A 26429-nucleotide genomic window follows, 5' to 3' on the forward strand; every position below is an offset into this window, starting at 1 on the left:
GCCGCGGGCATCAGTCCGCCGGGGGTCCGTATCCGCCGCCGCCCGGGGTGTGGACGACCAGGACGTCGTCCGGGCCGACGTCCGCCGTGTCGCGGCCGTCGAGCCGCTCGGTGGTGCCGTCACTGCGCTCGATCAGATTCGCCCCGAGGCTGCCCGGTTCACCGCCCGCCATCCCGTACGGGGGCACCCGGCGGTGGCCGGTGAGCAGGGCGATGGTCATGGGCTCCAGGAAGCGGATGCGGCGGGTGACGCCGTCGCCGCCGCGCCACCGGCCGCGGCCGCCACTGCCGGCGCGGATCCCGAAGCCGTCCACCCGCACCGGATAGCGCCACTCCAGCACTTCGGGGTCGGTCAGCCGGGAGTTGGTCATATGGGTCTGCACCGCGTCCGCGCCGTCGAAGCCGTCGCCCGCGCCGGAGCCGCTGGCGACCGTCTCGTAGTACTGGACCCGGTCGTTGCCGAAGGTCACGTTGTTCATCGTGCCGGAGCCCTCCGCCTGCACGCCGAGGGCCGCGTAGAGGGCGCCGGTGACGGCCTGCGAGGTCTCCACGTTGCCCGCGACGGTGGCGGCCGGGTGGACCGGCGCCAGCATGCAGCCCTCCGGGACCCGCACGTCGAGGGGTTTCAGACAGCCGCTGTTGAGCGGGATGTCCTCGGCCACCAGGGTCCGGAACACATAGAGCACCGCGGCCATCACCACCGAACTGGGCGCGTTGTCGTTGCCCGGCCGCTGCGGTGAGGTGCCGGTGAAGTCCAGGACGGCGCCCCGGGCCGCGCGGTCCACGGTCACGGTGACCTGGATGACGGCGCCGCCGTCCGTCTCGTAGCGGTACGAACCGTCGCCGAGCGCGGAGACGACGCGGCGTACGGATTCCTCCGCGTTGTCCTGTACATGGCCCATATAGGCGTGCACCACGTCCAGGCCGAACTGGCCGATCATCCGGCGCAGTTCCTGGATACCCTTCTCGTTGGCGGCGATCTGGGCGCGCAGATCGGCGAGGTTGGCGTCCGGGGCACGGGACGGGCAGCGGCTTCCGGTCAGCAGCTCACGGGTCTCCCGCTCACGCAGCGCCCCGTCCCGCACCAGCAGCCAGTTGTCGAAGAGGACACCTTCCTCCTCGATGGTGCGGCTGAAGGCGGGCATGGAGCCGGGGGTGATCCCGCCGATCTCGGCGTGGTGGCCGCGCGAGGCGACGAGGAAGAGCAGACCGGTGCCCGCGTCGTCGAAGACCGGGGTGACCACGGTGACGTCCGGCAGATGGGTACCGCCGTGGTACGGGTCGTTGATGGCGTACACATCGCCCGGCCGCATCGTGTCCCCGTTGCGGCGCAGCACCTCCTTGATGGACTCGCCCATGGAGCCCAGGTGCACCGGGATGTGGGGGGCGTTGGCGATCAGATTGCCCCCGGCGTCGAACAGGGCGCAGGAGAAGTCCAGCCGCTCCTTGATGTTGACCGAATGGGCGGTGTTCTCCAGGCGCAGGCCCATCTGTTCGGCGATGGCCATGAAGAGGCTGTTGAACACCTCCAGCATCACCGGATCCACCTCGGTGCCCACCGCCACGGTGCGCGGACGCGGCCGGACCCGGGTGAGCAGCAGATGGCCGCGCTCGCCGACCGCGGCCTGCCAGCCGGGGTCGACGACAGTGGTGGCGTCGTCCTCGGCGATGACCGCGGGGCCGGGGACGCGGTCCGAGGGCCGCATCCGGGCGCGTTCGTACAGTGCCGTCTCCTGCCGACGCCCCTCGGTGAACATCCGCACGGTGGCGACGGGCGCCAACTCGCCTTCGCGGGGCGGGAGTTCCACGGCATGGCCGCCGGTGGGGCCCGCCGCGCCGATCGCCTCCACCGACACCGCCTCGGCCACCAGTGGCTTGTCCATGGTGAAGGCGTAGCGGGTGCGGTGGGCGCGGACGAACTCCTCGGCCATCGCGGGAACGGTGTCCAGCGGGACGGCGAGGGTGGAGTCGGTGCCCGCGTAGCGCAGATGCACCCGGGCCTCGGTCGTCACGGTCTCCTCCGGGACACCGTCGGCGAGCAGTTCACCGCGGGTCCGCTCGGCGAGTCCGGCGCACAGCTCGCGCACCCGGCCCAGCGACTCCTCGGACAGCTCGGCCTCGACGGCGTGTTCGCGCATGGCGGTGGCGTCGGCCACCCCGATGCCGTACGCCGAGAGCACACCGGCCAGCGGCGGCACGATCACCGTGCCGATGCCGAGCGCGTCGGCCACCGCGCAGGCGTGCTGGCCGCCCGCGCCGCCGAAGCTGGTGAGCGCGTAGCGGGTGACGTCGTGGCCGCGCTGTACGGAGATCTTCTTGACCGCGTTGGCCATGTTGAGGACCGCGATGTCCAGGAAGCCCGCCGCCACGTCCTCCGGGCCGCGCCGGTCGCCGGTGGCCTCGGTGATCTCCTCGGCGAGCCGGGTGAACCGCTCCCGGACGGTGTCCGCGTCCAGCGGCTGGTCGGCGTGCGGGCCGAACACCGCCGGGAAGTGGTCCGGCTGCACCCGGCCCAGCATCACATTGGCGTCGGTCACGGTCAGCGGGCCGCCGCGGCGGTAGCAGGCGGGGCCGGGGACGGCACCGGCCGAGTCCGGGCCCACCCGGTAGCGCCGTCCGTCGAAGTGCAGCACCGAGCCACCGCCGGCCGCCACGGTGTGGATGTTCATCATGGGCGCCCGCATCCGCACCCCGGCCACTTCGGTGCCGAAGACCCGCTCGAACTCGCCCGCGTAGTGGGACACATCGGTCGAGGTGCCGCCCATGTCGAAGCCGATGACGCGGTCGTGTCCGGCCTCCTCGGACGACCGCGCCATCCCCACCACCCCGCCCGCGGGCCCGGAGAGCACGGCGTCCTTGCCGCGGAAGTGCGCGGCCTCCCGCAGCCCTCCGTTGGACTGCATGAACATCAGCCGGATACCGCGCAGTTCGGCGGCCACGTCCTCGACATAGCGGCGCAGGATCGGTGAGAGATACGCGTCGACCACGGTGGTGTCACCGCGGGACACCAGCTTCATCAGCGGGCTGACCTCGTGGGAGCAGCTGATCTGGGTGAAGCCCAGCTCCCGGGCGGCGGTGGCGAGGGCCTGCTCATGCGCGGCGTGGCGGTAGCCGTGCAGCAGTACGACGGCGGCGCTGCGGAACCCGTCGCGGTGGGCGGTGCGCAGCGCCTCGGTGGCGGCGCCGAGGTCGAGCGGCCGCACCACACCACCGTGGGCGTCCACCCGTTCGGGGATCTCGATCACCTGGTCGTACAGCGCCTCGGGCAGGACGATCCGGCGGTCGAACAGCCGGGGCCGGTTCTGGTACGCGATCCGCAGCGCGTCGCGGAACCCCTCGGTGACCACCAGGACGGTCGGCTCGCCGGTGCGCTCCAGCAGCGCGTTGGTGGCGACCGTGGTGCCCATCTTGACGACGGCGATCCGGTCGGCCGGGACCGGCTCCCCGGACGCCAGCCCGAGGGTCTGCCGGATTCCGGCGACGGCGGCGTCCTGGTAGCGCTCGGGGTGGTGGGACAGGAGTTTGCGGGTGACCAGACGGCCGTCGGGACGTTTGCCGACGACGTCCGTGAAGGTCCCGCCACGGTCGATCCAGAACTCCCAGCGACCCGTCATCCTGCCATTGTCGCAGCGTGGGGCGGGGTGGGGCGGGGTGTGCCGGGCGGCGGGGCGGAGACGGGCGCGGTGCTTTCGGCGTTGTGGTGCGGAGCGCCGCCCAGGGCGGCGAGGGCGGCGTGGGCCTCCTGGTCGTCCCGGCTGTCGAGGAGGTGTTCGGTGCCCATCAGCCGGTGCCGCCACTCCAGCGCCGCGAGGGCCAGCAGTCCGGGCAGCAGATCGGTGCACCGGTGCGCGATCCAGCGGGTGCCTCGGGTCGCCATCCACCACGCGGCCGCGACGGGCGAGGGGGCGGGCCCGTCGAGGACGAGCGACGGCGGCTCGCCCGTGGCGATGCCACGGGCGGTGAGCGCGGTGTGGAACTCCCTGGCCAGCAGCCGGTGGCCGAGCTCGCTGGGATGCAGCCGGTCCACGCTCCACGCGCGCCGGTCCGCGATCCAGGAGTGCTCGCCCAGCTCCACATGGACCGTCTCGTACCGCGCGGACAGCGCGCGCACCACGGTGTTCACGGCCCGCATCCGGCGCCCCAGCGGACGGGCGAGCGCGGACGGCAGCCCGAGCATCCGCCCCGGGTCCGGCAGACAGGCGGTGAGCACCACGGCGCCGTCCGCGCGCAGCGCGGCGATGGTGCGGTCGAGGGCCTGGGCGACGCGGTGGATGTCGAAGGAGTCGCGCAGGGTGTCATTGCCGCCCACCACGACGGAGGCCAGATGCGGACGGGCCCGGCGGGCGGCGGTGAGCTGCTCCTCGGCGACGTCGGCGGCCAGCGCGCCGCTGCGGGACACGTTGACCAGCTCCACATCGGCCCCGCCCCGCGGCCCGGCCGCCCCCGCCAGCAGTGCGGCCCACCCCCGCCATCCGCCCCCGGCCGCGGGATCGCCGAGCCCCTCGGTCAGCGAATCCCCGAGCGCGGCGAACCTGATCGCCCGCGGCTCCACGCCGTCGCCGTGCACCCACGGCCCGACCGCCCCGGCAGCGGCCACCGGCACACCGGCCGAAGCAGACGCGGACAACGTGGCCGGGGCAGGCGCGGCGCCCTCGGCGGGCAGGGGCACGGTGTTCGGAACGGGCGGCGCCCCGCCCGTGGCGGACCGCGGAGCCTGCCGGGCGGCTGCCGCGACGGGTCCCGGGGCAGACACGGGCTCCGGTCCTTCCGGGGCACTGGCACCCGCCCGGGGAGCAACCGGCGGGTCCGGCACACACATGGCCCCGGTGCGGGACGCGCTCACCGCACCCCACCGCCCATGGCCTGGTGGGCGGGGTGGTTGGCCGTGGGACAGTGCGCCGCGAGGCCGTTGGCGGGCCGGGACACCGCGGAAGCGGAAGCGGGCGGGGCCGGGTCCCGAACGCCGTCGCGCGCGGCGCCGCCGGACGTCTCGTGGTGCACCGGAACACCGACCGGCAGCTCACCCCCCGGCACCGGGACGGCCTCGGCCCCGCCCGCGACGCCGGACGACGGCGGAGCGTCATGGGCGGCCAGGAAGGAGGCGACCGCGGCGGGCCAGCCGTAGCGCTCCGCCCGGGCCCGGGCCGCCGCGCGGCGCGGCGGCTCCGGCCGGTCCAGGATCCGTTCGACCGCGTCCGCGAACGCCGGTCCGCTGTCGGCCGCCGTCACACCGGCCGCTCCGACGATGGCCGGAAGGGCGGAGAGCTCGCTGACCACGACGGGTGAGCCGCACGCCAGCGCCTCCAGCGCGGCCAGTCCGAAGGTCTCCGCCGGGCCCGGCGCCAGAACGACGTCCGCGCTCGCCTGGAGCGCGGCGAGGTCGGTCCGGTCCGCGACATGGCCGAGGAAGGCCGCCGGAAGCCCTTCGGTACGGGCGCGGGCCTCCAGACGTCCGCGCAGCGGGCCGTCGCCCGCGACCACGAGCGCCGCCGGGACCCCGCGCCGCCGGAGTTCGGCGAGCGTGTCCAGGGCACGGCCCGGCCGCTTCTCCGGTGAGAGGCGCGAGGCCAGCAGGAGCAACACCGTGGCATCGCCCCGGTGGCGGTCGCGCAGCCGTCCGTCGTGGTGGGAGGGGTGGAAGTGGTCGAGGTCCACACCCAAGGGGGCGCGTACGACATTCCGCGCGCCGATGCGGACAAACTCCCGCGCCGCCCACTCCGTCGTACAGACGATCCGCGCATACGCCCGCGCGGTCCGCCGGTTGAGCCGGTCGGCGGCGGCCTGGGCGAACGCCTCCGGCACACCCCAGGTGCGCAGCACGGCGTCCGCGCTCTCATGGGAGACCATCACGGCGGGAACGCGGGCGCGCCGCGCCCACTCCCCCGTCCAGCGCAGGGTGGTGCGGTCGGAGACCTCGAGCCGGTCGGGGGCGAGCGACTCCAGCAGGGCGCTCAGCCGCCGCCGGTCGGTGAGGACGCGATAGCCGCCGGTGCCGGGGACGCAGGGCCCGGGGAGGGTGATCACCCGTCCCTGGCGGGTTTGCTCGTCCGAGGCGCGCTCGCCCGGCACCACCAGCACCGGTTCATGACCGGCGGCCCGGTAGCCCGCCCCCAGCTCGCGCAGTGCGGTGCGGAGGCCGCCGGAGGCGGGAGTGACGAAGTTGGCGAGCCGGACGATACGCAGCGGGCGCCGGGTCTGCTCGTCGCTCATGCCGCCACCGCCGTACGGGCCATCAGCACCTCGGCGTAGTGGTCGACCAGCCGGTCGACGACGGCGCCCCAGGTGCGGCCCTCGACCGCGGCCCGGGCGGTGCGCCCGAGCGACGCCCGCAGCCGGGCGTCGGCCGCGAGCAGCGAGACGGCGTCCCGCACCTCGGTGGAGTCACCGGGCGGCACCAGCAGTCCGGTGCGTCCGTGGTCGATCAGGTCGAGCGGACCGCCCGCGGCGGGCGCGATCACCGCGACCCCGCTGGCCTGCGCCTCCTGCACGGTCTGGCAGAAGGTCTCCTGCGGTCCGGTGTGGGCGAAGACGTCCAGCGACGCGAAGATACGGGCCAGTTCGTCGCCGGTGCGACGGCCGAGGAAGCGGGCCCGCGGCAGCGCGGCGCGCAGCGCGGGCTCGCTCGGCCCGTCGCCGGCCACGACCACCCGGACGCCGGGGAGGGAGCAGAGCGGGGCGAGCAGTTCGACGTTCTTCTCGGGGGCGAGCCGGCCGATGTAGCCGACGATCAGTTCGCCGCCGGGGGCGAGGGTGCGGCGCAGTTCGGGGTCGCGGCGGCCGGGGTGGAACCGCGCGGTGTCCACACCGCGCGGCCACAGCCGGATCCGCGGCACCCCGTGCTCCTCGAGGTCGCGGGCGGCCGCGGTGGAGGGGGCGAGGGTCCGGTCGGCCGCGGTGTGCACGGCGCGGATCCGCCGCCACGCCGCGTTCTCCCCGGCGCCGAGGTAGGTACGGGCGTAGCCGCCCAGATCGGTCTGGTAGACGGCGACGGCGGGGATCCGGAGCCGCAGCGCGGCCGTCATCCCGCGCGCCCCGAGGACGAACGGGCTGGCGAGGTGGACGAGGTCACTGCCGTGCGAGGTGATCGCGGCCGCGAGGCGACGGCTGGGGAGTGCGACGCGCACCTGCGGATAGCCGGGCAGCGGGAGGGACGGTATACGGACGACGGGGTACGGGTGCGACCGGTCGAGCTCCCCCTGGCTCTCCGGTGGCTCGTCACCGAAGGCGGCGGGGGAACCTCCGGGCGGACCGGCGGGCGCGATGACGACCGGCTCATGACCGAGCCGGTGGAGGTGGTCGGCGGTCTGAAGCGTGCAATGAGCGACGCCGTTGATGTCGGGCGGGAAGGATTCAGTCACGATGGCGACACGCATAACCGTGTTGTCGGCGTACGAAGGGTGGCCCCGGCATCGAGCACGTTTCGTGCCGTGGAACGTCCCATGAGCGTTGGCCTTCGCGGCCCGCGGAAGGGCCGGACGCCCCCGGGCACCGCCCGCCATCACCGGACGAACCCACCCGAAGCCGGGGCGCGCGCGGCGCGGAGGGTGGCCGCGGAAAGAGCTGACGTGCGCGGACGGCGGTGGCACGGAGAGTGACGCGCTGAGAAAGACGCCGATCTCGCCCACCGGATTGCCCGCGCCCGCCCCCGGCTTCCGAACCGGCTCAAGCCCGCCGGAGGGCACCACCGGAAATCGCCGCGGTCCGCGGACGGACACCGGCAATCTCCTCGCCCGGAAGCGCCCGGTGCGGTGCGTGCGCGCCTGGGCGCCTGGAGCGGCGCCTGCGCGCGCAGGAAGGACGAAGGGGCCGGGACCCCGGCGGGCTCCGTCCGCCGCAACGCGCCGTCGGCCCCGGCGGGCGCCGGCTACGGCGCGGTGGGGCCGGGGCGAAGTCCGGGTGCGGTCAGACGCCGGCCGCGTCGGGGCCGATGCGGCTGCGGACGGCGGTCTGGACGTCCGCCTCCTCGGCGGGGTCGGCGGCGAGGCGGCGGAGTTGTTCGACGACGCGGGCGTCGGCGGTGGCGGCGTGGTGCGCGGCGACTTCGCGGGTGCTCTCCTCGCAGTCCCAGAGGCACTCGACGGCGAAACCGGCGGCGAACGACGGATCGGTGGCGGCGAGCGCGCGGGCGGCGCGGCCGCGGAGGTGGGAGGAGGCGGTCTCACGGTAGACATGGCGCAGCACGGGCGCGGCGCAGGTGATCGCGAGGCGTCCGGCGCCGTCGACGAGGTTCCACAGGGCCTGGGCGTCGGGGCCGTCGCCGCGGACCGTGCGGCGGAGGGCGGAGAGGACGAGGGGCGCGTCGTACTGACCGCCGCGGCAGGCGAGCATCGCGGCGGCCGCTTCGCCGAGGGCGTCGGGGCGGTGGGCCCAGACGCGGGCGCGGTCGAGGGCGGTGATGCTGCGCATCCGTTCGAAGGCGGAGAGGGCCGCCTGGGAGACCAGTTCGGTGGCGTCCGGCTCGGTCACGGCGAGTTCGATCAGGTCCAGCACCTCGGGGTCGCCGGTCTCCGCGAGGTGCCGCAGGGCCGCCGCGCGGGCCGCGTCCGGGGCGGAGGCGGCCGCGGCGAGCAGCTCCGGCCGGTCCTCGGGACCGGCGACGGCGATGAGGCAGCGGGCCGCCGCGTCCGGCGTACGGGCACTCGGCCGCAGGTCGTGTTCCTGCTGGGCCCAGCGGAGCACGTCGTGGACGCTCCAGCCGGGGCGCGGTCCGGCGGGCCGTAGCTGGCGCTGCCAGCGGTCGAAGGCGCCCTGTTCCTGTGCGGCGCGCACCCGCTCTCCGTGCCGCGGGTCTTCGGCCCACAGCCGCCAGGGGCGGGGTTCATAGGCGCCGCGCATGGCGGCTGAGAGTTCGGCGTCGCCCTCGGGGCCCTCGGGGAAGCGGGCGAGGATCGCGGGGGCGAGGGCGCGCAGCCCGGTGTCGTCGTCGCGCAGGGCCAGCTCGTCCAGGGCCCATTCCCAGTTGGCTCCGGCGGCGGCGTAGCGGCGCAGCAGCCGCAGGGCGTCGAGCCGGTCGTAGGAGGCGAGGTGGCCGAGGACGGCCAGGGCCAGCCCGGTGCGCTGCTCGTCGGTGTCGAGCAGGTCGTCGGGGTGGAAGAGGTGCTGTTCGATCGCGTCGAGGTCCGCGTCGAGGTCGAGACAGAGCCGGGCGTAGTAGAGGGAGCGGTTCTCGACCTGCCAGTCACGGCGGGGATCGCGCAGCACGCAGTGGTGCAGTGCCGCGAGCGCCTCGGCCCGCGGCGCCGCGAGGGCGTGCAGGGTCCCGTCGCCGCGGCCTCGCTGGAGGAGGCCGAGCAGGGTGCCGCTGGGCGCTATGTCTGGATCGAACATGAGGTCAGCATCCGGTGCGGGAGGTTCGCTGGCAACGGGATTTCCATTGACCGGCATTCTTGCCGGTGTCCGGGTGCGGTATGCCTGCTGGACGCCCGGACTGTGGGGATTCCCGAGCGCCGCAGCCTACCGGAACCAATTCTTCCGGCGGATGCGGGCGAAATGTCCCGGGGAAGCCGCTGGCATATGCCATAAGCACCACCGGATCGGGTATTGCCAAACCGGTTACGGGATGTCGCAGCCTGTGCAACAGTCGTAACCGGTCCAGCCCCATGTAACCGGCCGCGCCGCGCCCGTATCGGAGAACGTCATGCCGTCCCCCCGCTCCGCGGACCAGCCCGCCGTCCAGCCGCCCCGGCGCGGCACGGTCGACGCCCTCATCTCGCAGACCGAGCGGCTCCGCGGCAGGGTCGACGCCGTCCGCCGCGACACCACGGCGGACATGGACGGGCAGAACGATCCGCAGCTGCGCTGGCAGCGTGCGCTGTGCGATCTCGCCGTCCACCATCTGGACGACCTCGGCCAGCACCTCGGCCAGCTGCGCGAGGGGCTGCCCGCCGACCAGCCGGAGGGACCCGGAACGCCGGCCCTGCCCGAGCCCTGGACCGAGAGCGGCCCCTGGACCGAGAGCGGCGTCCAGACGGGCGCCCGCGCCGAGGCCGGGGCCGCCGCGGAGCCGGGCCGCACGCCCGCCGCGGGCGGTTCGCTGCTCAGCCGGGTCGGCAGCGCCGAGTGGAACCTGCTCACCGACGAGGTGATCTGGTCCGACGAGCTGTGCCGGATCTTCGGCCGGAACCCCGAGGACGGCGGGCTCACCCTCGATGAGCTGCCTTCCTGGGTCTGCTCCGAGGACCAGCAGGTGCTGACCGCGATGGTCACGGACTGCCTGGTGGACGGAAAGCCGATCGACGGCGAGTTCCGCGTGACGCGCGCGGACGGCGCGGTCCGCACCCTCCACATGGCGGGCGAGCCCGTGTACGACGCCGACGGCAGCACCGCGTCCATGTGGGCCGTGCTCCGGGACGTCAGCGAGCTGCGCCGCAGCCAGCGGGCGGTGCGCGAGACCGGTGACTCGCTCCGGCACCAGCGGCACGCCGCCCGCACCGAGCACCGGCTGGCGGTCGAGTTCCAGGAGGCCGTGCTGCCACCCTGGCGCGGTTCGCTGCGCCTCCCGGACAGCACCGCCCCGGGAGCACCGGCCCGGGACCCCGGCCTCGACCTGGCCGCGCACTACCTCCCCTCCGATGCCAGCGCGCGGATCGGCGGCGACTGGTACGACGCGCTCGAACTGCCGGACGGCCAGACCCTGCTGAGCGTCGGCGACCTCACCGGCCACGGGGTCACCGCGACCTCGGGGATGGCCATGCTGCTCGGCGCCGTCCGCGGTATGGCGGTCGCCGGGATCGATCCGGGACCGCTCATGGGGCGGCTCAACCAGCTGCTCGGGGTCTCCTCGCAGCCCGCGCTGGGCAGTGCCGTCTGCGGCCGGTACGACCCACGCACCCGCACCCTGGTCTGGGCGCAGGCCGCCCACCCCGCCCCCCTGCTGTTCCGCGGCGGGACGGGGCGCGTGCTGACGCCGCCGGACGGGGTGCTGCTCGGCGCCACCACCGGCGCCGCGTACACCCAGGCCGAGGAGCGGCTGGAGCCCGGTGACCTCCTGCTGCTGCACACCGGCGGCCTCACCCAGGACACCGGGGCCGCCACCGAGCGGCTGCTCGCCCTCGCGCCACGGTTCGCCGCCGCCCGCGGTGCACAGCACTGCGTACGGACGGTGGTCGAGACGTTCGGCGACGAGCGCCGGGACGGCGACGCCTGTGTACTGATCGCCAAAGTCGGCGTCTAGCGATCGCCCCCTCCGGCGGCCGCTAGACCGCCGCGCTCCTGGCCGTGCCGCCCGCCCCTTTCACCCCAGGACCCGCCCCCTTCGCTCCCCTGGTGCCAGTGCCCTTGGGCATCGCCTGCTGGATCTCCTCCCGCAGCTCCCGGATGGGCCGGGAGGACGCGTACGGGGCGGTGAGCCCGTACATCTCGCGCAACCGGTCCCAGGTGCGGTGCGAGGAGTTCTGCTCGATGGTGTCCAGCGCCTGCCGTGCGTGGCGGTCGCCCTGGGCCGGATCGTCGCCGATGAAGCAGGCCGAGGCGATGGAGATGTGGTCGAAGATCTGCGACCGCTGACGGCCGTCCTCCCGCATCCGCAGCGCCTCCTTGGCGTGGCGCTGGGACAGCGACGCGACCGAGGCGTCGTGTTCGGCGAGGGTGCGGTAGATCAGCCCCTGCATCCCGTGCATGTCCGCCTCGTTGAACAGCTGCATCCAGCTCGGCGACGGTCCGCGGTCCCGGTCGGAGACGAACAGCTCCTCCGCCTCGCCCAGGGTGCGGCGCACCGCCTGGCCGTGCCCCATGGACGCCTGCGCCCACGCCTCGATGGTGCAGAACATGGCGCGGGTACGGGGCAGCGCCTCGTCGCCCGCACCGGACTTGGCCAGCCGCATCAGCTCCAGGGCGTCCTGCGGTCGGCCGATGTGCACCATCTGGCGGGCGGCGCGGGAGAGCGCCTCGCCGGCCCGCGGCCGGTCGCCGCCCTCACGGGCCGCGTGCGCGGCCATGACGAAGTACTTCTGGGCGGTGGGTTCGAGGCCCACGTCATGGGACATCCAGCCGGCCAGCACGGCCAGGTTGGCCGCGACCCCCCACAGCCTGCGCTGGAGGTGCTCGGGGTGGTGGTGATAGGCGAGCATCCCGCCCACCTCGTTGAGCTGGCCCACCACGGCCTTGCGCTGGAGTCCGCCGCCCCGGGCCGCGTCCCAGGCGCGGAAGACCTCCACCGAGGTCTCCAGCGCGTCGATCTCCTGGGAGCCCACGGGGGCGGCTTCGTATCGGTCGAAGCCCGCCGGTTCGGCGGACAGGGGGTGGTCGGTACGGGGGGCGTCGGAGGCGAGGGTGGGGTCGGAGAGCAGCCAGTCGCTCATGGCACCGGTGATGGCGGATCCCGCGGCGAGCGCGGCGCCCGCACCCACCAAGCCGCGTCGGTTGAACATAAGGTCCATTCCCGTGAATTCGGTGAGGACCGCGGCCGTGGATTCGGGGGGCCAGAGCAGCCCATCGGCGGACTGCCCCTTTCCCGCCCGCCCCCCTCGTCCGAACCCGAGGTCCTCGATGGTCACGACACGACCGAGACGCTCGGTGAACAGGGCCGCCAGCACCTTGGGCACGGGATCGCGCGGCGTCTCGCCGGTGTCGATCCAACGCCGCACCCGCGAAGTGTCGGTCGCCAGCTGCGGATGGCCCATGGCCGCCGCCCGCCGGTTCACGAGCCTCGCGAGCTCTCCCTTGGACCAGCCGGCGAGGCCGAACAGGTCCGCAAGACGGGTGTTGGGTTCCCTCGTCACGTCAAGCCCCCAGGTTCCTCGGCTGGCTCGACAGTAACGGCCCCGTCACGGGCCGTGCGACTATTCGCCAGGGTTCGCCAGGGTCCGCCAGATGGTGTGCCACCCGCGCGCGGGTGTGATGTAGAAGCGCGTTACCCGGCCCGGTGGCGGCTCGAGCGAAATCGACCGCATTCCCCAGGGTGCGGCCCCGTCGCGGGGCCGGGAGCGTATGCAATTCGTCGGCACACGAAGGGATCTGTCTCGCCCATGCACGCAGCGTCGTCCTCCGTGTCCGCCCCGCCCCGGCCGTACCGGCGGCAGCTGCCCGGCACTGGGCCGTACCTCGATCCCTCCCACAGTGGCCGCGCCCGGCGGACCACCGCTCTCGGCTCCGTGCCGCCCCGCGGGAGACTCGACGTGTCCGGTCCTCAGGGTGCGCAGCTGCGCACCGCGATCGCTTCGGTCCATCGCATCTGTCCGGAGTTCAACCCGGTACAGGTGCTCCGGCGCAGCGGACGGAGTGTGCTCCTGGTGGGCACCACCGGCCGTTCCACCGCGGTCGCCAAGTGCCTGCTGGACCACTCCCCGGCGTGGGCCGAGCGGTTCCGCCGGGAGATAGCGATGTACCGGGCGTTCGTACGTCAGCGGCCGCCCGTGCGGGTGCCCCGGCTGATCGCCGCCGACCCGGACAACTGCGCACTGGTCATCGAGCGGATGCCCGGCCGCATCGCCGCCTCGCAGCGCCACCCCACCGAGCCGCCGCCGCGCGCCGACGTCCGGGCCGCGCTGAGCGCCATCTGCCGGATCAACCAATGGCGGCCGCCCGCCGATCTGTTCGACGCCCCGATCGACTACGCGGCCCGGCTGTCGCGCTACCACGAACTGGGGCTGCTGACCGACCGGGACATGGGCGACCTCCAGAAGCTGCTGCTGGGTCTTTCGCACGCCCCGGGACGGCATGCCCCCGGGCAGTTCTGCCACGGTGACGCCCTGTTGAACAACGTGCTGCTGTCCCCCTCGGGCGCGGTGCTGCTCGACTGGGACCACGCGGGCTGGTACCTGCCCGGCTACGACCTGGCCACGCTGTGGACGGTGCTGGGCGACGCCCCGGTGGCCCGGCGCCAGATCAGCCAGCTGGCACAGGCGGCGGGCCCGGCCGCACGGGACTCCTTCCTGGTGAATCTGATGCTGGTGCTGACCCGGGAGATCCGCCAGTACGAGACCGCCGTGCAGCGCACCATGCACGACCCCGCCCCCGTGGCGCCGGGCGCGATGCCGGCGGGCGAGGAGCAGCGGCTGCTGCTGCGCCGGTTGCACGACGACTGTGCGCTGGCCCGGCGAGCGGTGCGGGCCGCGGTCGGTACGCGGTGACCCAAGGGCGCGTCACCGGTCTGGACCGGTGACGCGCCGCAGGCGGCTGACGTGCGAACACCCGTCTGGGCGCATCTGATTGACGGATGGCCCGGCAGCGGATACCTCTGAGTGGCCCGGCTCGTGCCCGGCCCGCCTTGAGGAGGCTGCCATGCCAGGATCCGCACAGGACAGCGCCCATGACTGGAACAGAGCGGCATCCGGCCCGAGCCGGAGAACCACCGTGCGGGCCGCGGGCGCCGCGGCGTCCGCGGCCTTTCTGCTTCCGCTGGTCTCCGCGGCCCCGGCCGCCCGTGCCGAGCAGTCACGGCCGGACGGCGGCGACGGCCTCCAGCGCGCCTTCGCCGCGGCCGCCGATGAGCACGGTGTACCGCTGAGTGTGCTGCTGGGCGTCGCGTACCTCCAGTCACGCTGGGACGGCCACGGCGGGGCACCCAGTGTCACCGGTGGCTACGGCCCGATGCATCTCACCGACGCGCACACCGCGCTGTTCCGGGCACCGCACCACAGCGAGGGCACCGAGGACGCGCGCGGTGACCTCGCCCGACCGCTGCGGGTGCCCCGGACCACGGTGCCCGAGCCGCGCCAACTCCCGGCCCGGCTGCGTACCTTGGACCAGGCCACGAAGCTGACCGGGCTGTCCGCCGAGGTGCTGCGTACCGATGCCACGGCCAATGTGCGCGGCGGCGCCGCCCTGTTGGCCGCCGAGCAGAAGCGGCTGGGGCTGCCGCTGAGCGAGGACCCGGCCGACTGGTACGCGGCGGTGGCGACGTACCCGGGCGCGGACAGCGCCGAAGCGGCGGCCGCGTTCGCCGACGAGGTGTACGAGGTGATCCGCGGCGGGGCGGCGCACACGACCGGCGACGGTGAGCGGGTGGCGCTCACAGCGCGGCCCGATGTCGCCCCCGACAGAAGGCAGTTGCGGACGCTGGGGCTGCCGTCGGCCGCGCGCGATCCGCGGGTCGAGGCGCCCAAGAGCGTGTCGTGCGAGTGGATCCCCGCGCCCTACGAGCAGTTCGGGGACAACGACTACGGCAACCACGACCTGGGCAACCGTCCGCAGTCCCAGCGCATCGACTACATCGTCATCCATGACACCGAGGGCCCCTGGGACACCACCATCAAACTGGTCCAGGACCCCACCTATGTCTCCTGGCAGTACACCCTGCGCTCCTCGGACGGCCACATCGCCCAGCATGTGCCGCTCAAGGACGTGGCCTGGCACGCGGGCAACTGGTACGTCAACGCCAAGTCGATCGGGCTGGAGCACGAGGGCTTCCTGACCGCGCCCGACGCCTGGTACACGGAGGCGATGTACCGCGCCTCGGCCCGGCTGGTGCGCTATCTGGCACGGCGTTTCGACATCCCGCTGGACCGTCAGCACATCCTGGGCCACGACAACGTCCCGGGCACCACCCCCGCCACCATCAGGGGCATGCACACCGATCCGGGCCCCTACTGGGACTGGGCGCACTACTTCACCCTGCTCGGCGCGCCCTTCCGGCGCACCGCGGGCGCCTCGGGCGGGCTGGTGACCGTCCGACCGGACTACGACACCCACCAGCCGGTGTACACCGACTGCGACAAGCCGGGGCAGCCGTGTGCCCCGCACGGCTCCTCAGCGGTGCGTCTGCACACCGCGCCCAGCGAGGACGCACCGCTGGTCAAGGACATCGGACTGCGGCCGGACGGCTCCGACTCCACGACGGGCGTCAATGACACCGGCGCCCGCGCCACCACCGGCCAGCAGTTCGCGGTCGCCGGGCGGGAGGGCGACTGGACGGCGATCTGGTACCTGGGCCAGCGGGCGTGGTTCCACAATCCCGAGCGGCAGCCCACCGCGGTGCACGCCAAGGGTCTGGTGGTCACGCCCAGGGCGGGGGCCACGGAGGTTCCGGTGTACGGCCGCGCCTACCCGGAGAAGGAGGCGTACCCGGAGGGGGTGCCGGTGCAGGCGGTCTCCCCGCTGCCGTACAAACTGCTCGCCGGACAGTCGTATCCGCTGGGGCTGAGGACTCCGGGCGAGTATCTGTGGGCGACCACCTTCGATCCGGCGGGCCATCGGGTGGTGCGCGGCGAGGACGTCTACTACCAGATCCAGTTCGGGCACCGGGTGGCGTTCGTCCGCGCCGCGGATGTCACGGTCCGCCGTTCGGGGAAGTGAGTCCGACGGGGCGTCAGCCGCCGCCGGCGCCCCTGGCGCCCCGTCCTCAGCGCTGCTGGAACATCTCCGCGGGCAGCGGCTTGAGCAGCCGGTAGAGATCGTCGGTGATGGGCCGGTCCCAGCTGGCGATGGTGACCAGCACCCCGTCGTCGCGGTCGAACTGGGCGCAGGAGATCCGGCCCTCGGAGACCTTGATCCGGCGCACGATGAGCAGGTTGTCCTCGTGCATCACCGGGTTGTCCTCGATGTCGACCACATGCACCGGCTCCTCGTTCCCGAGGGCCGCGAGCAGCTGGGTCACCTCGAAGGGGACCTGGCCCTCGGCGACCTCGCGGGCCGGGGAGCCCTCGGGCAGATTGCCGATGATCATCGCCGGGCCGCGGCCGCCGAACAGGTCGTAGCGGAGGAAGACCCCCTGGCAGCTGCCGTCCGGTGCGGGCAGCAGCCCCGCCCCGAGATCGCCGGGCCAGTCCCCCGGATCCATGGCGAGGACATCGAAGTCCGGCCCGGTGGGCGTGGCGGCGCTGCGGCGGCGGAGGAACGACATGCGGATATGGTACGTGCCCGCTCGCCGTTCCCCCTGCCGGGGAACGCACGGAACGGGCTCGCCCGGTCACCGGCCGCCGGGGCTCTCCGCGCCGCTCAGGGGCCCGGAGCCCCCGCCAACGGCCGCGGCGCACGACGTCCGGCGGCGGCGAGGCGGAATCACCCGACGGGTCGGGCCCCGGTGTGCGCTCCGGGCATCAGCCCGAAGCCGAACCCGGGCATCCGGCGGCAGCGGAGCCGTCAGTGGTCGGACCGCTGCACCGGGGGCCGGGTGGCGGTGGCGGGGCCGAGCAGCTTCGACAGCCCGGTCCGGTCGGTGCCGACCTTGCGGTAGACGCCGGAGAGCAGCCGGGCCACATCGCGGTCGCTCAGCCCCGTCTCCGCACAGATCCGCTCGTCCGTCCAGCCCTGGGCGGCCCGCTCGGCGACGGCCTGCTCCTGGGAGGTGAGCGGGCTGGTGTGGTCGACGCGCAGCTGCATGGGGCGCAGCCCCGCCGCGGACAGCTCGTCGCGGGCCCGGGTGGCCAGCGCCTCCGCTCCGCACTGGACCGCACCCTCGAGACCGCGGTAGAGCCGGTCGCCCGCTTCCTGGGGCAGGCCGATGCGGCGCAGCGCGGCACCGTGGTCGACCAGCGCCACGGCCAGGTCGTACGCGGACGGTGAGCGCTCGAGATGGCTGACGGCCTCGGCCAGCAGCTTGATCCGCTCCGATCCGTGGGTCACGGCGGCGGCGGTGTGCAGGGCGCGTCCGATGGCGGAGTGGGTGCCGAACTGGCGGGCGCGGCGCACCGCGTCGTCGGCGACCTCGGCCGCCTGCCGCGGTTCGGTGAGCGCCAGGGCATGGGCGAGGTGCAGCTGCCAGGGGCACCAGGCGGGGTTGCGCATACCGCGCCCGTCCATCCGGCTGCCGACCTCGGTGAGCTGGTGCCGGGCCTCGCGGTGCATATTGGCGGCGAGCAGCAGCTCGCCGCGTACCGCGGGCACATCGGGGCAGAGCACGGCCTGCGGCAGGATCTCCCCGCCGTGTCCGGCGGCGAACTCCTGGGCCTCCTGGACCCGGCCGCGGCAGATCAGGGTTTCGATGAGGGTGCCCACGGCGGTCCAGTGGGCGGGTGTCGAGGAGCCGACCAGATCGGCGATCCGCATGCCCTCGCGGGCCAGTTCCTCCGCCTCGTTCAGCGCGCCGCGGCGGTAGCGGGCGTAGCCGAGGAGGGTGATGCCGAACGCCAGGTGGGAGCCGCGCCAGCCCTTGCGCTCGCATTCCGCGATGCCCTTGTTGAACAGTTCCTCGGCGCGGCCGGGCTGGTCGCAGTGGAGGAAGATCAGGGCGACCAGGATGGGGACCTCGAAGCCCCAGTCGTCATCGGTCCAGCTGAGGCCGTCACCGAGGGCCTCCTCCGCGTAGTACAGGGCGGTGGCGGCGGGCTCGCCGCGGGTCATCGCGTCCCAGGCGCGCAGTCCCAGCAGATAGCGCTCGGCCATACCGCGGCCGGTGAGGTGGTCCGCGAGCCGGGCGAGTCTGCGGGAGCGGGCGGGCGACTCCTTCTCGTCGGCGCGGAACATGCTCCACATGAACTGTTCGGTCTGCATCCGCAGCCGGGTGCGGGCGCTGGTGGCCCGCCCGGCCTCCGTGGCGACGATCTCCGCGGCCTCCTCCATGCGGCCGCTGTGGCCGTACGCCTGGGCGAGCCGGTAGGTGATGGCCCCGCGCAGATCGGTGTCGAGGCCCGGTTCCTCCAGCGCGGCCCGCAGGTGGTTGATGGTGACGGAGGGCTCGGTGAGCTGGGCGGAGCAGCCCAGCTCGTACAGGACGGCGGCGCGCTCCTCGAGGACGGGCGGCTCCCGCAGCGCCCTGGCCAGGCAGCGCCGCCCGGCGTCGGGTGCCCCGGCGCGCAGATACTCCCGGGCCGCGGCCCGCAGATGGCGCACCACCCAGGGGTCGCCTTCGGGGTGCATCTCCACCAGATGGCGGCCGGCGGCGGTGGGTCCCAGTCCGGCGCCGAGGACCACGGTGGCGGCCTGTCCGTGCATGGCCACCCGCAGCGCGCCGGGGATCGCCTGGTAGATGGCGGTGGCGATGAGCGGGTGGAGGTACTCCAGGGGCTGTTTGCCGGGATCGCCGCGCGGCGGGGCGAGGATCCGGGCGTCGACGAGCCGCCCCACCACATCGGCGGTCTCGGTCTCGCTGAGCCCGGCGACACTGGCGCTCAGGCCCGGGGTGGCCTCGATCCCGAGGACGGCGACCGCCCAGGCGAGGCGTACGGCGGCGGTGCCGAGCCGGGTCAGCCGGTCGTTGAGTCCGCTCTCCTTGGCCGAGGAGACCAGCTCGCGCAGCGCGGGCAGATTCTCCGACTGCGGTTTCAGCTCACGGTCGCGGATCTTGGCGGTGAGCTCGACGACCTCGAAGGGGTTGCCGCCGGTCATCGCCCAGCATTCGCGGCAGAAGGAGTCGTCGGCCTCCTCACCGAGGACGTCGCGGACGATCCTGCCGACTCCGCTCGGGGTGAGGGGCACCAGCACATGGGGCCGTGAGCCCTGGCGCTCGGTGAGTCCGCGGACCCCGGCTGCGTCGGCGGACAGGTCCTCCGGGCGGTAGCCGACGGCCAGCAGCAGCGGCAGGTCCACCGCGCGCGGTGCGAACCGGATGAGCCAGTCCAGGGATTCGGGGTCGGCCCAGTGGACGTCGTCCAGCATCACCACGACCGGGGCGTGTTCCACCGCGAAGCGGGTCACCAGCCAGTCGAGGCCGTCGCGGACGCCCTGCGGATCGGGTGCGCCGCCGCCCTCGGCGACCACCAGCCCGACCGCGGGCGCGACGATGTCGTACCAGCCGCCCAGGATCCGGCGGTGCTCCTCCTCGCCGGTGGCCGCCAGTACGGGCTGGAAGAGCTGGCGCACCACATGGAACGCCGCGCCCTGCTCGTGTTCGCCACCACGCGCGGACAGCACGGTGCAGCCACGGGCGGCGGCCCGGCGCCGCATCTCGGCGAGCACGGCGGTCTTGCCGACGCCGCCCGGTCCCGCGAAGGCGATCACACCGCCGGTGCGGGTCCCGGGGCGCTCACCGGGACGCGTACCGCACAGGTCCGTCAAGGCACCATCCACCGCGCCGAGTTCCAGCTCCCGTTCCAGCAGCGTCAGGCGCGCATGGTTCTGTCGGCTCATGTCCTCCGCCACGTTCTTCCCCTCCGGCAGGTAACGCCGAGCGTAGCGTGTCTGGCACGCTCCGTAGCCCCCCGCAACGGCGTTTTCCCATGGCATTGCCACGGGCACGCACCATTTCAACTCGTCCTCTATCGATGGCACGTTCCGCAGGCGAGGATGGCCGGATTCCTCGGGTTGCCTCGGCGCCGTGACGCCCTGTGGTATGTCCGGCGCGGGTGATCCACTTCATGGAGGGGGGCGGTTTCGCATCATGACCACACGCGCTTCGCGGTCTCACGCCCGGCAGTCGGCGCTGCTGCGGCGGGCGGCCCTGTTCGACTTCCCGGCCTCCGCCGGCCTCAGCCCCGATGCGGAGGCCGCCAGACTGCACACCATCGAGTGGCTGTCGCGGTTCGGCGTCTTCGAGGGGAGCGAGGCCGTCGCGGAGTACGACGCGCTGCGGTTCGATGTGCTGACGGGGCTGTTCTACCCCCGGGCCAGGGGCGCGGACCTCGCTCTGGGCAATGACCTGGTCGGCTGGTACTTCGTCTTCGACGACCAGTTCGACGGTGAACTCGGGCACCGTCCGGAGGCGGTGGCGCGGCTGGTGGCGGACGTCGTCCGGATCACGGAGGAGCCGCTGAGCATCCCGGGCGCCCCGGACACGTGGGAGGCGTCCGAGGTCGGGTACGACGGCCCGGAAGGGCCGCTGCTGGCGAGCTTCCGCAATCTGTGGCGCCGGATCAACTCCGGCCGCTCAGCGGTGTGGCGGGCGCGTTTCCGCCACCACTGGCTGGAGTATCTCCACTCGTACCATCGCGAGGCCCTGGAGCGCGCCGGTTCCGGTGCCGGGATGCCGCGCTCGGTGGACGCCGTGCTCGCGTTACGCCGCCACTCCATCGGTGTACAGCCGTGCCTGGACCTCAATGAGCCCTTCGGCGGCTTCACCCTCCCCGACGCGCTGCACCGCGGCCATCCGCTCGCCAGGATGCGGGAGGCCACCGACGATGTGGTGGTCTTCACCAACGACATCGCCTCCCTGGACAAGGAGTTGGCGGCCGGGGACGTCCACAACAGCGTGATAGTCCGCCGCGAACGGGCGGGCGGCGATCTGGAGGACGCGGTGCGCCACATCGCCGATCTCGCGAATGCCCGCTACCGCTGGTTCGAGAGGACCGCGGCCCGGCTGCCCAGGATGCTCTCCCGGGCCGGGGTGGGGCCGGACCTACGCCGGAATGTGCAGACCTACGTGGACGGTATGCGGAACGTCATGAACGGCAATCTCGGGTGGTCGCTGCGGACAGCCCGCTACGACGAGCGGGGCATCGAAGCGGTGAGCCGGGGGCGGCAACGTCCGTGGGCGGGTCTGGCCGAGTCGGACGCGCTGGTGCGCGCGGGGCGCACATCGGACTGACGCTCACCACCGGCAGGGCCGGTGCGCGGGGCGGAAGGCCCTGCGCACCGGCCCTTCGCCGTGCGGAAACGCCGAGGAAAGACCGAGAAGACACCGAGAAGACACCGAGAAGACACCGAGGAGGCACCTATTCGGCGGCGCGGTGGCGCCGGTGGTGGCGGGCCACCCGGGCGCGATTGCCGCAGGAGGGCTTGCACCACTCCTGCCGCGGGTGCTCCTTGATGAAATAGCGCACACAGCGCGGTGCGGGACACGCCCGCAGCCGTGTCCGCTCCTCCCCGCCCAGCAGTGCGATCGCGTCCCCCGCGAGCGCCGCGAGCAGCCGGTCGCGCTCCGGCGCCGCATCCGTCCGGACCGTACGCACCGCGGGCGCGCCCCCGTCGGGCCACTCCAGCCGTGGCGCCCGCGGCGCGGCGCGGGCCGCCGCGTTGAGCCGGTCGAGTGCGCCGGTGTCCACGGGCCCGGGCGGGCCGGTGCGCACGGCATGGGCGAACAGGGTGCGCACCGCGCCGCGCAACTCCCGTACGGCGGCGAGGGTTTCGGGGTCGGCGGTGAAGGCGCGGGCGTCCAGGGCGTCGCCCAGCGGTCCGGTGTGCTCCCGCACCCACGCGGTGAGTCCGCCGGTGGTCTCGAGGTCATCGGCGACACCGCCCTTGCCGTCGTGGTGGCGGGTGACGACGAGGGCGACGGCGAGCCGTTGTGCGGACATGACCTAATGCTAATCTCTCGCCGTATCCATTAGCCAAGGACCAGGGGGATCGCATGGACCACATCGAGGTGCGCGCCGAAGTCCTGGAGGGACACGCACGGTTGCGCGCTCTGCTCGACGGTCTGACGGAGCGTTCGGTGCGCGAGCCGAGCGCACTGCCCGGCTGGAGCCGTGCGCATGTGCTGTCGCATATCGAGGGGGTGGGGCGGGCGTTCGCCCGGCAGGTCCGCTACGCCCTGAAGGGCGAGCTGGTCGAGGTGTACGACGGGGGCCGCCCGGCCCGGGACGCCGCGATCGAGGCGGGGGCGCCGCGTACGGCGGACGCACTGCGCACCGCAGTGGCCGGCGCGCTCGCGGTGACGGAGGACGCGTGGACGGCGGTGGGCGCGGAGGACTGGGCGCGGCCCGTGCGGCACCGCGACAGCGATGTGGCGGCCGTGCTGCGGGCGTGGTGGCGGGAGTTGGAGATCCACACCGCGGACCTGCGGCTCGGCCGGGGGCCCGGCGACTGGCCGCGTGCGTTCTGCGTCCATGTGCTGGACTTCCTGGCCCCGCGCGCCCCCGAGGGCGTACGGCTCACGCTGGAGGCCACCGACGGGCCGGAGCGGCGGGAGTCCGGGACCGGGGCGCCGCTGACCGTACGGGGGCGGCTCGGCGATCTGACGGCGTGGCTGGCGGGACGCGAGGTCCCCGGGCCGCTGGACAGCGGCCCCGCGCCGCTGCCGGAGCTTGCGCCCTGGCCGTGACGGTGCGAAACACCGACAGCCGGGCCGCCCGCGCGGTTCGGGCGGCCCTGCCGCGGTCCGGGCTCAGGTGAGGTCGAACTCGCCGTCGCGCGCGCCCAGCACGAACGCGCGCCACTCGGCCGGGGTGAAGATCAGCGCCGGGTCCTCGGGGCGCCGGCCGTGGCGCATCGCGATGAACCCCTCCACGAAGGCGATCTCCACATCGCCCACGCCCTGGCTGCTCGAGCGCCACTGGGCGCCCTTGAGGTCGAGGTCGGGCTTCTCCCAGCCGGAGGTGAGTGGGTGTTCGGTGGTGGTGATCTCGGCCACGCCTGGCTCCTCCCGGATCGTCGTCCGCGCACCACCCTAGCGACCCCGGCCGGTGCCGCACAGGCCACGAAAGAAGTACGCTCAACCGGCGGGCGGCGCGGCCCCGACCACCCACATGGAGAAGAACTGGGAGCCCCCGCCGTAGGCGTGGCCGAGGGCCGTGTACGCCGCCTCGACCTGGTGCTCCCCCGCCTCGCCGCGCACCTGGAGCGCGGCCTCGGCGAAGCGGATCATGCCGGAGGCCCCGATGGGGTTGGTGGACAGCACCCCGCCCGAGGGGTTGACCGGCAGTTCGCCGTCCAGCTCGGTCGCCCCGGACTCCACCAGCTTCCAGCCCTCGCCCTCTGCGGCGAAGCCCAGGTTCTCCAGCCACATCGGCTCGTACCAGCTGAACGGCACATACATCTCGACGGCGTCGATCTGACGGCGCGGATCGGTGATCCCGGCCTGCCGGTAGACGTCGGCCGCGCAGTCCCGTCCGGCCCGCGGGGAGACGAAGTCCTTGCCCGCGAAGAGGGTGGGCTCGCTGCGCATGGCGCCGCCGTGCATCCAGGCGGGCGGACGCGGGGCGCGGGCGGCCCCGGCGCGGTCGGTGAGCACCATGGCGCAGGCGCCGTCGGAGGAGGGGCAGGTCTCGGAGTAGCGGATGGGGTCCCACAGCATCGGGGAGGACCGCACCTGCTCCAGGGTGAGCCCGTGTTCATGCAGATGGGCGTAGGGGTTGCGGAGGGCGTTGCGGCGGTCCTTGTAGGCGACGAGCGCACCGGTCCCGGCGGGCGCCCCGGTGCGCCGCATGTACGCCCGCACATGGGGTGCGAAGAAGCCGCCCGCCCCGGCCAGCAGCGGCTGCTGGAACGGCACCGGCAGGGAGAGCCCCCACATGGCGTTGGACTCGGACTGCTTCTCGAAGGCGAGGGTGAGCACGGTCCGGTGGATCCGGGCGGCCACCTGGTTGGCGGCGACCAGCGCGGTGGAGCCGCCGACCGAGCCCGCGGTGTGGACGCGCAGCAGGGGTTTGCCGACCGCGCCGAGCGCGTCGGCGAGGTACAGCTCGGGCATCATGACGCCCTCGAAGAAGTCCGGGGCCTTGCCGATGACCACGGCGTCGATGTCCGCCCAGGTCAACTCGGCGTCCGCCAGGGCCCGCAGGGCGGCTTCGCGGACCAGCCCGGCCAGGGAGACGTCCCGGCGGGCAGCGGTGTGCTGGGTCTGGCCGATTCCGACGACGGCCACCGGCTCCTTGCTCACTGCGGGTCTCCTTCCAGGACCGCCACCAGGTTCTGCTGGAGGCAGGGGCCCGAGGTGGCGTGGGCCAGGGCCCGGTCGGAGCCGCCGCGGTGGATGGCGGCGGCGGCCTCCCCGAGCCGGATCAGCCCGGCGGCCATCATGGGGTTGGCGGCCTGCGCACCGCCGGACGGGCTGACGCGGACGTCCTCACCGAGCCGCAGTGCCCGGCGGAGGATCACCTCCTGCGAGGTGAACGGCGCGTGCAGCTCGGCGGTGTCCACGGGCGAGTCGAAGGCGCCCGCCCGTTCGGCGGCCAGCCGGGTGGACGGGGAGCGGGTGAGATCGCGTACGCCCAGGGCGTGCGGTTCCACGCGGTGGTCGAGGCCGCGGATCCAGGCGGGGCGGCGGCACAGCCGGCGGGCGGTGTCCCCGGCGGCGAGGACGACGGCGGCCGCGCCGTCGCCGATCGGCGGGCAGTCGTGGCGGCGCAGCGGCCGGACCAGATACGGGGCGTCGAGCAGCCGCGCGGGCTCGGCCGAACCGGCCAGCTGGGCATGCGGGTTGTCCTCGGCGGCGGTACGGGCGCGGGCCGCGACCCCGGCCAGCGCGTGTTCGTCCGTCTCCCCCGCGTCGATGAGCGCCTGGGCCTGGAGGGCGGCCAGGGAGACCGAGTCCGGCCACAGGGGCGCGAGGTAGTAGGGGTCGAGCTGGCGGGTCAGTACCTCGCGCAGATTGCCGGGCGAGGACTTGCCGCAGGAGTAGACGAGCGCGGTGTCGGCCTCTTCGGTGAGCAGTTTGGTCCACGCCTCGTACAGCGCCCAGGCGCCGTCCATCTCGACATGGGATTCGGAGATCGGCGGCCAGGCGCCGACACCGTCCAGGGCCATGGTGAACGAGAAGGCGCGGCCCGCCAGGTAGTCGGAGGAGCCGGAGCAGGTGAAGCCGATCCCGCCGGTGGTGAGCCCGACGTCGTCCAGCACCCGCCGCAGGACGGGCAGCAGCAGTTCGACCTCGGAGACGTCCGCGGTGTCGGGCCGGTGGTCGCTCTGCGCGAAGGCGACGATGGCAACCTCTCGCATCTACAACAGCTCCTTGTAGGTGTCGTAGTCGGCGTCGGGTTCGCCGGTGGGCCGGTAGTGGTCGGGGTAGCGGCCGTCCTCGGTCCATACGGGTGCCACCCGCAGCCCCATCCGCACCTGGTCGTAGGGGATGCCCGCGATCCGGCCGTGGAGGGCGAGCCCGGCGCCGTCCAGCGCGATGTGCGCGTAGACGTACGGCACCTCGATGTCCAGGTTCTTGGCCTTGATGTTCACGATGCAGAAGGTGGTGACGGTGCCGTGCGGGCCGACCTCCACCTGTTCGGCGGTGGCGACACCGCAGGTGGGGCAGGCGCCCCGGGGCGGGACATAGACCTTGCGGCAGGACGGACAGCGTTCCCCGACGGTCCTGCGCCCGGCGAGCGCGGCGAGGAAGCGTGTCTGGGCGCGGCCGGGCGCGTAGGTGTAGTCCAGGCGCGCGGGTGCCACGATCCCGCGCACCGGATCGGTGAACTCACCGCTGTGCGGGGCGGGTTCGCCGGTGGCGGCGGGCTGGTCCGGGTCCGGTTCGAAGCAGGCGATGTCGGTGATGGCGCCGGTGCGTGCCGAGGCCCAGCGGATCCGTACCCGCATACCGGTGTGCACGGCCCGCGGCCCGGGTGCGTCGAGGGCGTGCAGCAGGGCGGTGCCGGCGCCGTCGAGCCGCACCAGCACCCAGGCGAAGGGCGTGGCCAGGGGCTGGCCGCGGCTCGGGGAGGGGTTCCAGGCCCAGGTGGTGACGGTGCCGGTGGGGGCGACCTGGACCAGGTCGCGCAGTTCGTCGGCGGTGACCGGGTCGTATTCGACGGGCGGTACGAGCACCCGGCCGTCGGTGGTGCGGACCCCGAGCACGGTGCGCTCGCGCAGCCCGGTGAGGAAGGCGCTCTGGACCGGTCCGAGGGAGCGGGTGAAGGGGAACTCGACGACCAGGGGGGCCCGGAGGGCCTCGGAGGAGGAAGCCGGGGTCATGGGTGGGTCTCCTTCTGTCCGGAGTCTGTCCGGGAGCCCGTACCGGTCGGATGCGCG

Annotated in this window: 18 protein-coding genes; 5 read left to right on the top strand and 13 right to left on the bottom strand. The window is 73.9% G+C overall.

Annotated features, from left to right (window positions below; all coding sequences use genetic code 11):
- Positions 1-10 precede the first annotated feature (10 nt).
- The 5 genes from HUT19_RS05960 to HUT19_RS05980 form a co-directional block, all read right to left on the bottom strand.
- Positions 11-3613 (bottom strand): hydantoinase B/oxoprolinase family protein, encoded by a 3603-nt coding sequence (locus tag HUT19_RS05960; RefSeq protein WP_176179439.1) that lies wholly within the window; start codon positions 3611-3613, stop codon positions 11-13.
- Positions 3610-4752, bottom strand: a complete 1143-nt coding sequence (locus HUT19_RS05965) for an SGNH/GDSL hydrolase family protein (protein WP_254885458.1) — start codon at positions 4750-4752, stop codon at positions 3610-3612. The genes HUT19_RS05960 and HUT19_RS05965 overlap by 4 nt, the downstream gene beginning before the upstream one ends.
- An 86-nt stretch (positions 4753-4838) precedes the next feature.
- Positions 4839-6209, bottom strand: coding sequence for a glycosyltransferase (locus tag HUT19_RS05970; RefSeq protein WP_176179440.1), 1371 nt, complete (start codon positions 6207-6209; stop codon positions 4839-4841).
- The gene (locus HUT19_RS05975) at positions 6206-7372 is read right to left on the bottom strand and encodes a glycosyltransferase family 1 protein (protein ID WP_176179441.1); all 1167 of its coding nucleotides are present in this window, start codon (positions 7370-7372) and stop codon (positions 6206-6208) included. The genes HUT19_RS05970 and HUT19_RS05975 overlap by 4 nt, the downstream gene beginning before the upstream one ends.
- A 529-nt stretch (positions 7373-7901) precedes the next feature.
- Positions 7902-9326, bottom strand: coding sequence for a HEAT repeat domain-containing protein (locus tag HUT19_RS05980; protein ID WP_176179442.1), 1425 nt, complete (start codon positions 9324-9326; stop codon positions 7902-7904).
- 310 nt (positions 9327-9636) lie between these two features.
- Between HUT19_RS05980 and HUT19_RS05985 the strand changes: the two genes are divergently transcribed.
- Positions 9637-11172 carry a PP2C family protein-serine/threonine phosphatase gene (locus HUT19_RS05985; protein WP_176179443.1) on the top strand — a complete coding sequence of 512 codons (1536 nt, stop codon included), beginning with the start codon at positions 9637-9639 and terminating at the stop codon, positions 11170-11172.
- Between the two features lie 22 nt (positions 11173-11194).
- Here the strand turns inward: HUT19_RS05985 and HUT19_RS05990 are convergent, their stop codons facing one another.
- The gene (locus HUT19_RS05990; protein WP_176179444.1) at positions 11195-12718 is read right to left on the bottom strand and encodes a hypothetical protein; all 1524 of its coding nucleotides are present in this window, start codon (positions 12716-12718) and stop codon (positions 11195-11197) included.
- Between the two features lie 246 nt (positions 12719-12964).
- Here HUT19_RS05990 and HUT19_RS05995 point away from each other — a divergent pair, with 246 nt between their 5' ends.
- Positions 12965-14068 (top strand): aminoglycoside phosphotransferase family protein, encoded by a 1104-nt coding sequence (locus tag HUT19_RS05995; RefSeq protein ID WP_176179445.1) that lies wholly within the window; start codon positions 12965-12967, stop codon positions 14066-14068.
- A 151-nt stretch (positions 14069-14219) separates the two neighbouring features.
- Positions 14220-16232: an N-acetylmuramoyl-L-alanine amidase gene (locus HUT19_RS06000; protein ID WP_176179446.1), complete on the top strand. Its 2013-nt coding sequence runs from the start codon at positions 14220-14222 to the stop codon at positions 16230-16232.
- Between the two features lie 46 nt (positions 16233-16278).
- On the opposite strand, the gene HUT19_RS06005 is transcribed toward HUT19_RS06000, so the two are convergent.
- Both HUT19_RS06005 and HUT19_RS06010 read right to left on the bottom strand, forming a co-directional pair.
- Positions 16279-16779 carry a hypothetical protein gene (locus HUT19_RS06005; RefSeq protein WP_176179447.1) on the bottom strand — a complete coding sequence of 167 codons (501 nt, stop codon included), beginning with the start codon at positions 16777-16779 and terminating at the stop codon, positions 16279-16281.
- A 239-nt stretch (positions 16780-17018) separates the two neighbouring features.
- Positions 17019-19943 (bottom strand): AAA family ATPase, encoded by a 2925-nt coding sequence (locus tag HUT19_RS06010; RefSeq protein ID WP_176179448.1) that lies wholly within the window; start codon positions 19941-19943, stop codon positions 17019-17021.
- Between the two features lie 250 nt (positions 19944-20193).
- On the opposite strand from HUT19_RS06010, the gene HUT19_RS06015 reads away from it, so the two are divergent.
- On the top strand, positions 20194-21336 hold the full coding sequence (locus tag HUT19_RS06015) for an isoafricanol synthase (protein WP_176179449.1): 1143 nt from the start codon (positions 20194-20196) through the stop codon (positions 21334-21336).
- Positions 21337-21463: 127 nt separating this feature from the next.
- Here the strand turns inward: HUT19_RS06015 and HUT19_RS06020 are convergent, their stop codons facing one another.
- Positions 21464-22045 carry an ABATE domain-containing protein gene (locus HUT19_RS06020; protein WP_176179450.1) on the bottom strand — a complete coding sequence of 194 codons (582 nt, stop codon included), beginning with the start codon at positions 22043-22045 and terminating at the stop codon, positions 21464-21466.
- A gap of 53 nt (positions 22046-22098) precedes the next feature.
- On the opposite strand from HUT19_RS06020, the gene HUT19_RS06025 reads away from it, so the two are divergent.
- Positions 22099-22791, top strand: a complete 693-nt coding sequence (locus tag HUT19_RS06025) for a maleylpyruvate isomerase family mycothiol-dependent enzyme (protein WP_176179451.1) — start codon at positions 22099-22101, stop codon at positions 22789-22791.
- 63 nt (positions 22792-22854) lie between these two features.
- Here the strand turns inward: HUT19_RS06025 and HUT19_RS06030 are convergent, their stop codons facing one another.
- The 4 genes from HUT19_RS06030 to HUT19_RS06045 all read right to left on the bottom strand — a co-directional run bounded on the left by HUT19_RS06030 (position 22855) and on the right by HUT19_RS06045 (position 26372).
- Complete coding sequence (locus HUT19_RS06030) at positions 22855-23100, bottom strand: DUF397 domain-containing protein (RefSeq protein ID WP_176179452.1); 246 nt, start codon at positions 23098-23100, stop codon at positions 22855-22857.
- Positions 23101-23181: 81 nt separating this feature from the next.
- Positions 23182-24348 carry a thiolase domain-containing protein gene (locus tag HUT19_RS06035; protein WP_176179453.1) on the bottom strand — a complete coding sequence of 389 codons (1167 nt, stop codon included), beginning with the start codon at positions 24346-24348 and terminating at the stop codon, positions 23182-23184.
- Positions 24345-25406 (bottom strand): thiolase domain-containing protein, encoded by a 1062-nt coding sequence (locus HUT19_RS06040; RefSeq protein WP_176179454.1) that lies wholly within the window; start codon positions 25404-25406, stop codon positions 24345-24347. The genes HUT19_RS06035 and HUT19_RS06040 overlap by 4 nt, the downstream gene beginning before the upstream one ends.
- Positions 25407-26372 carry a Zn-ribbon domain-containing OB-fold protein gene (locus HUT19_RS06045; RefSeq protein WP_176179455.1) on the bottom strand — a complete coding sequence of 322 codons (966 nt, stop codon included), beginning with the start codon at positions 26370-26372 and terminating at the stop codon, positions 25407-25409. It lies immediately after the preceding gene.
- Positions 26373-26429: the final 57 nt, after the last annotated feature.

The organism is Streptomyces sp. NA02950, from assembly GCF_013364155.1.
Classification (GTDB): Bacteria; Actinomycetota; Actinomycetes; order Streptomycetales; family Streptomycetaceae; genus Streptomyces.